At 33.0% G+C, this 12,019-nt stretch carries 9 protein-coding genes; all 9 read left to right on the top strand.

All coding sequences use genetic code 11. The features are described from left to right. The first annotated feature begins 581 nt into the window (after window positions 1–581). The 9 genes from FGQ66_RS14065 (at window position 582) to FGQ66_RS14105 (ending at window position 11,942) form a co-directional block, all read left to right on the top strand. Window positions 582–1,646 (top strand): PTS fructose transporter subunit EIIC, encoded by a 1,065-nt coding sequence (locus tag FGQ66_RS14065; protein WP_138302624.1) that lies wholly within the window; start codon window positions 582–584, stop codon window positions 1,644–1,646. 1 nt (window position 1,647) lies between these two features. Further along, on the top strand, window positions 1,648–2,034 hold the full coding sequence (locus FGQ66_RS14070; protein ID WP_138302625.1) for a hypothetical protein: 387 nt from the start codon (window positions 1,648–1,650) through the stop codon (window positions 2,032–2,034). A 27-nt stretch (window positions 2,035–2,061) separates the two neighbouring features. Next, window positions 2,062–2,586 carry a signal peptidase I gene (locus FGQ66_RS14075; protein WP_138302626.1) on the top strand — a complete coding sequence of 175 codons (525 nt, stop codon included), beginning with the start codon at window positions 2,062–2,064 and terminating at the stop codon, window positions 2,584–2,586. 10 nt (window positions 2,587–2,596) lie between these two features. Further along, window positions 2,597–3,319, top strand: coding sequence for a hypothetical protein (locus FGQ66_RS14080; protein ID WP_138302627.1), 723 nt, complete (start codon window positions 2,597–2,599; stop codon window positions 3,317–3,319). A 27-nt stretch (window positions 3,320–3,346) separates the two neighbouring features. Beyond that, window positions 3,347–8,302 carry a GH92 family glycosyl hydrolase gene (locus tag FGQ66_RS14085; RefSeq protein ID WP_138302628.1) on the top strand — a complete coding sequence of 1,652 codons (4,956 nt, stop codon included), beginning with the start codon at window positions 3,347–3,349 and terminating at the stop codon, window positions 8,300–8,302. A gap of 141 nt (window positions 8,303–8,443) precedes the next feature. Then, window positions 8,444–10,468 carry a BglG family transcription antiterminator gene (locus tag FGQ66_RS14090; protein WP_171024620.1) on the top strand — a complete coding sequence of 675 codons (2,025 nt, stop codon included), beginning with the start codon at window positions 8,444–8,446 and terminating at the stop codon, window positions 10,466–10,468. Continuing rightward, window positions 10,469–10,915: a PTS sugar transporter subunit IIA gene (locus FGQ66_RS14095; protein ID WP_105195104.1), complete on the top strand. Its 447-nt coding sequence runs from the start codon at window positions 10,469–10,471 to the stop codon at window positions 10,913–10,915. A 21-nt stretch (window positions 10,916–10,936) separates the two neighbouring features. Next, window positions 10,937–11,248, top strand: coding sequence for a PTS fructose transporter subunit IIB (locus tag FGQ66_RS14100; RefSeq protein ID WP_105195105.1), 312 nt, complete (start codon window positions 10,937–10,939; stop codon window positions 11,246–11,248). A gap of 25 nt (window positions 11,249–11,273) precedes the next feature. Beyond that, a complete protein-coding gene (locus tag FGQ66_RS14105; RefSeq protein ID WP_105195106.1) occupies window positions 11,274–11,942 on the top strand; it encodes a hypothetical protein in 669 nt (222 codons plus the stop codon). Window positions 11,943–12,019: the final 77 nt, after the last annotated feature.

Genomic DNA, 12,019 nt, shown 5'->3' on the forward strand with positions numbered 1-12,019 from the left:
GAAAATATATTAAGTTTGATCAATGAGAGACCGGTAAAACATTGTATAGTATTTTACACAGGATTATGGACTTGACTGAATTATTCAGGATCTATTATTATTTCAAATGTTTTTTAGAAATATAATGATCTTTTTAATCAATGAATAATAAATAATCTCCATATTGCCGTCTTACGGAAATACGGGGATTATTTATTTATATATTGCATAAAGAGGAAGCCATGTTAACATTAAAAATTTAGGGGTTGAATAAGTTAATTGTAAGTGAAATAAGCTTAATTGGATGCAATATAATTTGATTTTAATGATAGACAAGTCTTTAGAAGCACTTTTTTCTTTTTTGTTTTAAGCGTCTTTACTATAAAAGAAAGGAGGCTTTTTTGTCAATTAAAGCTTTGAATAAAAAATATTTTATTTATTATAACACGGTTTGTAGGCAATTAAGGAAACGTAGAAACCAATGGAAATAGTGGGTATGGATAAAATTTGTAAACGCTACTAACAATTATTGTAAATTGTGAAACCGCATTCTTTGTGGTAATCTGATGTTGTACCATAAAAAGTTTGGAGGAGATTTGAGAATGAAAGAAAAACTGCATGAGGTTAAGAAGCATCTTTTAACAGGAACATCGCATATGATTCCGTTCATTGTTGCTGGAGGAATTATTTTTTCACTTGCTGTTATGATGAATAGTACCCCTTCTACACCAACTGAGGGTTGGCTTGCTGGCTTAGCTCAAATTGGTCTAGGAGGTTTGTCATTATTTGTTCCGGTTTTAGGTGGATATATTGCTTATTCTATTGCTGATAAACCTGGCTTGGCTCCTGGGATGATTGGGGCTTACTTAGCAGGACAAGTCGGCGCTGGCTTTTTAGGAGGAATACTGGCCGGCTTTTTAGCAGGTATTATTGTATTTCAATTAAAACGGATTAAATTGCCGATTTCATTGAAATCTTTAGGTTCAATTTTCTTATATCCTTTAGTGGGTACTTTACTTACAGGTGCCATTATTGTTTGGGGAATTGGTACACCAATTGCTGCTGTAATGACTGGACTTACTTCTTGGCTTAATTCAATGGGAGAAGCAGGAAAAATTCCATTGGGTGCCATTTTAGGTGGAATGACAGCATTTGATATGGGAGGACCAGTAAACAAAGTTGCTACTTTATTTGCTCAAACTCAAGTTGATACGGTTCCATGGTTAATGGGTGGAGTGGGTGTTGCAATTTGTGTTCCACCTATTGGATTAGGATTAGCCACTTTCTTAAGCCCAAAGAAATATAATACCGAAGAGAAAGAAGCTGGTAAAGCTGCAATTTTAATGGGATGTGTAGGTATCACAGAAGGTGCTATTCCGTTTGCGGCAAATGATCCTTTGCGAGTAATTCCATCAATCGTAGTTGGCGGCATTATTGGTAATGTATCTGCATTCTTAATGGGTGTTTTAAACCATGCTCCTTGGGGGGGCATTATTGTTTTACCAGTAGTCGAAGGTAGAATTGGCTATGTTGTATCTATCCTAATAGGTGCATTTGCAACGGCTTTATTGGTTAATGCTTTAAAGAAAGAAAATGTTGATGATTTAGAAAATAATTTAACTTCTGATATAGATGAAGTTGTGGAAATTGAATTGGAGAATCTTTAACATGAAAAAAAATGTTGTTTGCTTTTTAAGTTTAACCATTTTGCTAGGAGGAATGCTTTTCGAAGTTCCTGCTACAGTTTTTGCCTATTTCTATTATACAGATAATGAAAAAGTGGATATTGGTTACTTTACTATTAAAAAAAACAGCATGCAGACTACACCGGCAATAATTAATAAGCAGACTACCAAGCTGCAAGAAAGAACGGAAAATGATGAAAATAATTTATCGGGAAGTGCTACAAACAAACAAAATACATCGAATGACTCAAACAAAGTATCCTCGAGCAAGGACGTAAGTACAGGTCAAGAAACTTTGGAAACAACTAGTGAATTAACTAGTGAGACTGCAACAACAACTACGAATCAAGAAAATGAGAGCGGGCAATAAAGAATTTGAAGAAAGGGGAGAGCGAAGTTGGCAAGCACTAAGTTCTATAGCATCATGAAAAAATTTTTTGAAATAATTGGTAACGTTTGCTTCTATCTAGTTTTGAGCATGCTAGTTTTAAGTGCTCTCTCTGGAAAGCTAAAAAATTCGAATTTCGAAATGCCGATACAAATCAGATCTGTTGTTAGTGGAAGTATGGAACCTTCAATCCTCATAGGTAGTATTGTCATCTCAGTGAATGAGAATATAAAAAAAATAAACGTGAATGATATTGTTTCATACAAAGCTACGAATGGAGAAGTTGTCACTCATCGAGTACTTAAAAAAAAGATAGGGAACAATCACTTGTATCTTATTACGAAAGGTGATGCAAATAATGTTTCTGATCAAGACAGAGTAAATGAAAAAAAATTATTGGGAAAAGTTGTATTAACAATTCCATTGTTAGGGTATATGTTCCTTTTTTTGCAAACACCTTCTGGATTGATTAGTGCTTCATTAATAGTTGTGGGCTTGACAATTTTTATTAGAATCAGAAAAAAAGATGTATAGGAGAATCAAAATGAAAAAAAAATTTACGATAAAAAAGAAAATTTTCATGGTGTGTTTAGCATTTTTATTGACAACCATTGGTATTAGTTACGCCTGGTTTACAGCAAAAGTAAATGTGGAGCAGACAATTAAGATGGGTAGTTTGAATATTTCTGCGAACTTTACGCCCTTGTCAGATGATGAAGTGATCGGTTATGAACCAGGTGGGAATGCTAAAGTGACAGGTATTATTTCTAATACCGGATCATTGCCTACTTTTATAAAGATTGTTAATGATTCAAAAATCAAATTTAAATATGATGGAGACGGAAATGCGATTAGTTCTGAAAATCAAACTTTTGAAGATATGGATGCTAATGCTATCCAAATGAGCTTCACACCGACTAGTGGAAAATATGATGATATTGAAGGTGCATATTGGTTTGAAGATGGGGCAAAAAATAAATATGTTTTATTAGATTCAGGTGCCAGTGTTCATGTAACAGTAAACGCTGATTTTGATGGACCATCGATGGATAACCGATACCAAGAATCAGAAATAAAAGTTGGAAGCCAACTTTCAGCAACTCAAGTAATGGAAGGCGCGATGAAAGATGTTTTAAATGTTCAATTAGATGAACTTGTTGGCATGTCAGATTCAACAACTCGATCAGCCAGAAGTTATGCCGCTGTAAATAATCGTGCTATGCAAAGACTCAATGAAATATTGGAAAAAAATAGCAAAAGTAAGTAGTTATATCGGAAAGTGGGGATAACGAAAATGAAGAAAACGAAAATGGCTTTGCTAGCAATGATTTTGATAAGTGGGAGTACCTTGTTTACTTTGAAAGCAAATGCAGAAGTAATTGATAAAAAAGTGTTGTTTCATAATTCTTTTGAAGACACCGAAACTAAAAACTTTTTAAATACTACCAAAAGCACCAAAGGTTCGAAAAGTATGTCAAATACCATTTCACAACTATTGACTGGAAATGTCACAAATTTAGTAGACACTGCAACTATTCAAGGTAGTAGTGATAATGGTGAGAAGGAAAGCAAAGGGAAAATATTTGATAACGATTTAGGTACTAAGTGGTTATCAAGAGATTCACTGCCTGTATGGGTATCATTTTCTTTGAAACAAGAAAAAATCATAAATAGTTATAGTATTACTTCTGGCGATGATGCTAGTGGTCGTGATCCAAAAAATTGGGAATTTTATGGTAGCTCAGATGGAAAAAATTGGGTTTTGTTAGATACACAGTCCAATCAAACCTGGTCAGGAAGACTTCAGGAGAAGAATTTTAATTTTAAAAATGATGTGGCTTATAAATACTTTAAACTGAATATTACACAAAATAATGGTGATAATATGACTCAGTTTTCAGAGTTTGATATTGCAACAGGAAATGCAGCAGATGATTCTAGTTCTAATAACGATAAATTAGAGATTATGAGTAGCATAGTATCTAATGGTCCAAGTACTTCAATTAATCAGCAAAAAAATGTTGGTTGGACAGGGAAAAAAGCTTTAAAAATTGAAGGAGAGCAGACTATAGCTGGGGAAAGTTATTCTTATAATGACATTTTTGATGTTAATATTCCAGTAGAAAAGAATACACATTTGTCATATGTTGTCTTTCCAGATCAAAAAGGTGAATATGATTACAGTTATATGTCTATGCATGTAGCTATAGATTTACAATTTACAGATGGAACTTATTTAAGTGATTTAGCTCCTTTAGATCAAAATGGAAATACGCTAACACCTGAAAATCAAGGAAAATCAAGGACATTATTGTATCAGCAGTGGAACAAAATAAGTTCAGACATTGGGAAATATGCAAACGGTAAAACGATTGATAAAATCGTTGTTGGTTTCCATGATAACGACCAAAATGCTCAAAAGGCATTTGCAGCATATTTTGATGATATTGAAATATCAAATTATACCGTCAAAAAAAATGATCGAAAATCCGATTATGTTAACATTTTAAGAGGAACCAATGATTCACCTAGTTTTTCAAGAGGATTAACTGCACCCGCTGTAACTACTCCACATGGGTTTAATTTTTGGGCACCAGTAACAAATTCAGATAATAATAAATTATACGATTATCAGCAAAACAATGGAGAAAAATTCCAGCATATGACAGTCAGTCATGAGCCTTCTTATTGGGTGGGAGATCGTGGAACATGGCAATTTATGGTCAATTCTTCAATTGATGCTGATAGTGTTAGTGATGGTTCTCAAATAAGTACGGATAAAGTCGCATCAGAATTTAGTCATGATAATGAAACAGCTAAAGCACACTTATACAAGGTTGATTTTGCTGATGGAAGCCCGGCTGAAGGAACTAGCTTAGCCCTGACACCAAGCGAACATGGATCAATCACCCAATTTACATTTAATGATAAAGCGAAGAAGCATAATGTCATTTTTGATAGCGTTCGAGCAAATGGTCAAATAACAATAGACCCTGCAACCAATTCATTCTCAGGCTATACTGATCATACAAGTAATGGTATGACAAGAATGTATGTATATGGAACATTTGATCAAACAATCCAAACGAACAAGGTTGTAAATGGAAAACAAGCAATCGTTAGCTTTGGTTCGGATGTAAAAAATGTTGAGATGAAAGTAGCGACTTCATTTATCAGTGCGGATCAGGCTAAAAAAAATCATGCGCTCGAATTAGCTGATACAAACTTCAAAGATTTAAAAGAAGTGACACAAACAACTTGGGATAAACAACTCGATGCAATTGATGTAGAAGGAGCAACTGAAAATCAATTAACAACTCTTTATTCAAGTATGTATCGCTTACTAGCTTATCCAAATAAATATTCAGAAAATACAGGAACAAATGAAAAACCAGTTTGGAAATATTCTAGTCCATATTCAGGTAAAGAAACGGATGGAATATTGTATAGTAATAATGGTTTTTGGGATACTTATCGTACAGCTTGGTCAGCGTATTCAATTTTATCACCAAAAAAATATGAAGAAATGTTGAATGGTTTAGTGCAACATTATAATGACAATACTTGGGTTCCAAGATGGATAGCTCCAGGTGGAACAAATAGTATGGTTGGGACAAGCTCAGATATCATCTTTGCTGATGCAATTTCAAAAAATACAAATTTTGATCAAGAAAATGCATACCTTTCAGCGGTAAAAAATGCTTCAGTTGTTTCTCAAAATCTAACAGGTGGCGGAAGAAATCAATTGAATATCTCTAATTTCATTGGTTATGTTCCTTATGATAAAGATAGTCATGGATTTTCTTGGTCGATGGAAGGCTATATTAATGATTATGGTATCGCTAGAATGGCAGAGAAACTAGGACACACTGACGAAGCAGCTTATTTCTATAATCGTGCATTAAACTATCAACTTTTATTTGACAAAAAAGATACGGCGGCAAATAGCTGGTTTAAAGGGAAAACAACTAATGGTGAGTGGAGTTGGTCAGACAGCAATTTTGATCCTACGAGTTGGGCACATGATTATACAGAAACGAATGCCTACAATATGTCTGTTTCAGTTCCGTTTGATGGTCAGGGACTAGTCAACCTTTATGGAAGTCGAGAAGCTTTAGCAGAAAAAATTGATAGTATCCTGACAACTCCGGGTGAATGGACTGGTGGAAATATTCATGAAATGTATGAAGCTAGGGAAGTTAAACTAGGACAGTATGGACATAGTAACCAACCTTCCCATCATATTCTGTATATGTATAATTATGCCGGCCAACCTTGGAAGACACAAAAGTATGTTCGGGATATTTTAAAACGAGCATATGTAGGAAGTGACTTTGGTCAAGGATATATTGGAGATGAAGATAACGGAGAAATGTCAGCATGGTATATTCTTTCATCTTTAGGTATTTATCCATTAAATGTAGGAAGTAATGAATATGCAATCGGTTCGCCATTATTCACGAAGGCAACTGTTCACCTTGAAAACGGTAAGGATTTGACAATTAGCGCACCGAACAATTCAGATAAAAATATTTATGTTCAAAATGTCAAAGTTAATGGGAAATCGCAAACAAAAAATACATTAACTCATGAACAGTTAATGAATGGTGGAACAATTGAATTTGATATGGGGAGTGAACCAAATAAAGAATGGGGTTCTGGTGAGGAAGATGTGCCTACATCTTTAACAAAAGATAAAAATCAAAAAGTTAAATCAGATATGTTACAATCAAATGTTACGAAAACGGATAGTGATAAAGCAACATTTAAAGATTTAATGATTACTGATATCAGTGATGCGAATAAACTAGTTGATAATAATTCTGATACTGAGACAGTTATAAATAATCAATCTGTTGTGTATAAGTTTAAGAAAGTTCAAACTCCTACAATTTATACCATTACTTCAGGAAAAAATTCAGATGGTCAAACATTTGATAACATAACTCTTTCTGGTTCTTCAGATGGTAAGAATTGGGAAACAGTAGATAGTCGAGATAACGTATCATTTAAATGGAGTCAATATACAAAACCATTTGCAATTTCTGAAGATCGTCAACAAGCCTACCGTTATTTCAAGATTGATTTTAAAGGAAAAGGAAACATTAGTGAGTTTGAATTATTAGGGAATGCTGATACGACTGTAACGAAGGCTGATTTAGAAAGTGCAATCGCTATTGCAGAAAAAGAAGATCAATCTGGCTTTGATGAATCATTTAAGACAAATTATACCCAGGTTATCACGCAAGCGAAAGATATTGTAGCTAACCCTGAAAGTCAAGAGTCTGATTATCAAAAAGGTATTCAACTTATTGATGATATTTTATATGCGATTAATAATCGGAGAGATGCATATAAAAAAATTGAAGCTGAAACATATGATAGTGGGAATGTTCTAAATGATGGTCAGAATATTGGTGGTGTAAAAGTTGGCTTTAATGCTGGCTACAGGGCAGTCGACTTCAGTAATCATTCACCAAATTACTTTGAGATTCGCTATGCTGGACAAGGAAAGGATACATGCGATGATGCGACGGTTGAAGTTTATGCAGATTCGTTAGATACGAATCCAATCTTTAGCATTGCGACACCTCCAACTGCACAAGAAGGTTGGTCAACGTATAAAACAACTAGTATACAGTTAACCGATGAGCAAAGTAAGCAACTATCTGGGGTTAAAAATATTTACCTTAAATTTGTTGGAACAGGTAAGACGTATGTTTGTAACGTCGACTGGTTCCGTTTTGCTACGAAGATAAATGTTACAACTTCTGCTAACGAAGGAGGAACAGTCTCTCCAACCGGAACGAATACACTTGAATATGGCGATGCTATTCAATATTCATTGGCACCACTAGATGGCTATTATCCAGCTTATGTGGAGGTCAATGGGGAGAAACAAGAGTTATCTAAAGAAGCGAACTCTTTTAAAATTGAAAAATTATTAAAAGATATGAAAGTTCAATTTTATTTTGAAAAGAATGCTGAAACGGACATTCCAGTTGATAAAGTAACAATTAATACATCAGCAATTACCATCATGAAAAAAGGAAATACATTGCAACTTAAGGCTACAGTAACTCCAGAAAACGCTACAAACAAGCAAATCGTATGGGAAAGTCAAAATAGTAGTATAGCAACAGTTGATGAAAACGGACTGATTACTGCAGTTAAAGCAGGAATTACCAAAGTTACAGCAATCTCTACAAATGGAGTAAAAACGAGTTTTACGTTAAGAGTGTCACAGTAAGGTTTCACTTGAAAAGATGATGGCATGTTTTAAGTGGATACAATAAAAAGCATGCCATCGTTATGAAAAAAATTAAGAAAGGAAGGACTATCATACGATAAAAAGAAATGAAAAAGGTGAGTTTAATTGTTAACTGAGCGAATGCTAAAAACATTATATTTTTTAGATAAAGATAATGGAGCAACGCTTCACAAGATTTCTAATGAATTAAATATAAATGAACGATATATTCGATATGATATAGAAAAAATTAATGATTTTTTTTCTTTAAAAAAATTACCATTGATAAGAAGAACAACTGATGGAAAGTATTTTTTAGAACAGTTCGATTTTTCAAGTATTCAGGATAGAAAAAATTTTTTAATGTCTAAAGATGATCGAATAGAGCTTTTATTATTTATTTTATTGATACATTCCAAACTATTAAACTTAAATCATTTAGCAGCGAAGATGCAGGTATCTCGTTCTACGCTAAAAAATGACTTAAAAGCAGTTGATGAAATACTGTTAAATCATGATTTAACACTAACTTATAAAAATGGGTATAGAGTTGAAGGAAATATCAATCAAATAGTAAAACTACTTTTTCAAACAATGAAATGCTATGACAGTCTGTTCGTATCTTCTGTGAATACACAGTCCAATTTTGAAAATTTGGTACGAGAAGTCTTCTCTAAATCTTATGATGGTATTGATATTAAAAAAGTTGTAAGCGTTATAAGAGAGAATTTAAAAAGAAATGAAGTCATGTTATCAGATGATTCTTTTGGCTGGTACTTTACAAATGTTATGATTGTGATTTGGAGTAAGCTCCATGAAAAAGATGTTCAATTTGAATCACCTAAACAAGGAAATAAACATCTTTCAAAAATTCATACAAATGAGTTCATTGAGGAGATTGAAAGTGTTACAAAGCTTAATTTTACAAATAATCAAAAAGAATACATGAGTTACTTACTAAATTATACAAGTTCATATTCAGTAGCTGACTCAGATTTAACAATTCAGATCGAAACAATTACATTTGAATTGATCGATAAAATGAGTAAAAAAATGGGTATTGATTTTAATGATGATGCTGATTTAGCTAAAGGACTAATTTTACACATGGCACCCCTTATTCATCGTATCAGGGATAACATCAATATAACTGAAGATGTCATGAATATTCTAACCACAAGAGATTTGGAAGTATATGAAATTGTATCACAGGTTATTAAAGATATTGATATTTTAAAATATCTGAAGAGTGATGCGGAATTAACATATATTACGATTCATTTTGTAGCTAGCATTCGTCGCATAAGAGATGTAATACCCAAAAGAATTTTACTTGTATGCGGATATGGTTATGGTACTTCCACAATGTTAAAGGAAACATTAATCAATGATTTTCATATAAAAGTAGTTGAGGTATTACCAATATATCTACTAGAAACATATCGCGATTGGTCTTGTATTGATTTTATTATTTCGACTACAGAATTAGGGATGCATCCAGTTGGCAGACCAGTTATAGTTGTTAATCCAATTATGAGCGAGAAAGATGTAAATTGCATTATAGCAAATGGTATCACACGGAAGAAAATACTATCTCATTATTATAGCCTGAATAAAAGCTTAGAATTTCTTCATGATAAAAAAAGAGCGCGTGTTCTTGAGATTATCCGAAATGAATTTGGGTACCCTAAATTAGAAAAACGCGAAGTCATTGCCAAGTTTTCAGATATGATAGTTGACAATGGTATCTCGTTTATTGACGGTAGTGAATCTTGGACGGATGTTGTTCAATTGGCTTGTCATACTCTTTACAATTCTGGCAATATTGATGAATTATATTGTGAAGAAATTTTTGAAGGTATCAGAAAAATGGGATATTACTCAGTATCGGATGAACACTTTGCGTTGTTTCATGGTAAACCTTCTAAACATATCTATCAAAGCGGTATCAGTATAGTGATTAGTCGAAAACAAATACGTTTTGGGGAAAAGAAAGTAAATATAGTATTCTGTCTTGCGAGTAAAGATAGTCAAGATCAAATTCCAGCACTTATTTCTTTAGTTAGAATGGCCAAAGGTACCTCATTAATAGAAGAATTAAAATGGACATGTTCATCGAAAGAAGCAATGGAAATCATCTTAGAAAATGAAAGGAAGATAGGATAGATGAAATCAATTATTGACAAAAATTGTATCCAATTGGATATGAAAGAAAAAAGTAAAAATATGGTTATAAAAAAAATGGCTCAAAGTTTTGTTAACACGAATCGAGTCAATGATTTAGAGAGTTTTATTCAAAATGTATATGAAAGAGAGCAAACGGAACCAACAAGTATTGGAAATGGTATAGGGATGCCTCATGGGAAAACAGATAGTGTTGAAACACCGTCTGTTAGCATTGCTCGTTTATCAGAACCGATTATTTGGAACGAGGAAACAGCAGAAGAAGTAACATTGCTGATCATGATTGCAGTACCTAAAGAAGATAGTAGTAATCATCTAAGGATAATTTCCCAATTGGCTAGGAATTTGATGCATGATGAATTTGTTGATACTGTTCGTCAAGGAGATCAATTAATGATATTTAATTTAATGAATAATATTCTAAATTAGAAGAAGAGAGAGTGCAAAAAAATGAAAATAGTTGGCGTTACAGCATGCCCATCAGGGGTTGCTCACACATATATGGCTGCAGAAGCATTAAAATTAGCTGGTGAAAAACACGGCGTAGAGATTTTAATAGAAACACAGGGCGGTGCGGGAGTAGAAAATAAATTGAGTGATAAAGATATCAGTGAAGCGGTTTGTGTAATTTTAAGTAATGATATCGATATTAAAGGTCAAGAGCGTTTTAAAGGAAAACCTTGTTTAAGAAAAGGAGTTTCGTCACTTATTAAGCAATCTGATGCGATAGTAAAAGCTCTTAAATTGAAATTTGAAAATTAATGGTTCAATGGAGGTGAGGAAAAAGATGAAAGAAAAAATATTATTTCTTTGTTTCAGCTTTTGTTCACTGTTATTCCTAGTTGTTCCAACCGTAAGGGCTGAAGATGCTGTTATTAACTTAACAGATGCTCCATCAGAAATAGAGGTGAAAGCCATCCCATCCTCCGTAGCGAATGCTTACCCAGGGATGAAATGGAAAAGTGATACAATTGTTATCAATAATCAAAGCAAAAAATCTAGCTTTCAAATATCTATTGTGAATCAGGATTCATTTTTAAGAAAAGATATTTTTCTAGGAAAAGTTCTGTTTGAATCTCAAAAAGGGAGAAAAATATATACACTATTTGAAATATCTAAAGGGTTAGAGGTATATTTAAAGCAAGGAGAAACAGCTCAATTAACACCTTATTTCGAGCTCTCTGGTAAAAATATGGATAATGGTTTTCAAAATACGAAAAAAATGAATCGTTTTCAATTTATTATTAAATCAAATGATAACCAACCAAATCAAGATAAACACGAAGAAATCCATCAAGAAGAAGAAGGTATCAATGACGCACAAAGAAATCAAACTAAATTACCTAATTTGGGTGAGAATGATGAGTATACTTTAGTTGGTGTTATTCTTTTATTAGTAAGCTTTCTTTTAATAAATTTGCATTTTTCAAAGAGAGACAGAAAGATAGATAAATAAAACCTGAATAATTCATACATTCTATTCGAATGCTCACAAATCGCTTAACAATAATCAAAACACTCATTTTTCATTTT

Origin of the sequence: Enterococcus sp. BSD2780061688st2 D3 (assembly GCF_005844145.1) — a bacterium.
Classification (GTDB): Bacteria; Bacillota; Bacilli; order Lactobacillales; family Enterococcaceae; genus Enterococcus_B; species Enterococcus_B durans.

Bases quoted from the DNA above. Each gene is read 5' to 3' on its own strand.
- FGQ66_RS14065 (WP_138302624.1), top strand. From the start codon at position 582: ATGAAAGAAAAACTGCATGAGGTTAAGAAGCATCTTTTAACAGGAACA.
- FGQ66_RS14070 (WP_138302625.1), top strand. From the start codon at position 1,648: ATGAAAAAAAATGTTGTTTGCTTTTTAAGTTTAACCATTTTGCTAGGA.
- FGQ66_RS14080 (WP_138302627.1), top strand. From the start codon at position 2,597: ATGAAAAAAAAATTTACGATAAAAAAGAAAATTTTCATGGTGTGTTTA.
- FGQ66_RS14085 (WP_138302628.1), top strand. From the start codon at position 3,347: ATGAAGAAAACGAAAATGGCTTTGCTAGCAATGATTTTGATAAGTGGG.
- FGQ66_RS14090 (WP_171024620.1), top strand. From the start codon at position 8,444: ATGCTAAAAACATTATATTTTTTAGATAAAGATAATGGAGCAACGCTT.
- FGQ66_RS14095 (WP_105195104.1), top strand. From the start codon at position 10,469: ATGAAATCAATTATTGACAAAAATTGTATCCAATTGGATATGAAAGAA.
- FGQ66_RS14100 (WP_105195105.1), top strand. From the start codon at position 10,937: ATGAAAATAGTTGGCGTTACAGCATGCCCATCAGGGGTTGCTCACACA.
- FGQ66_RS14105 (WP_105195106.1), top strand. From the start codon at position 11,274: ATGAAAGAAAAAATATTATTTCTTTGTTTCAGCTTTTGTTCACTGTTA.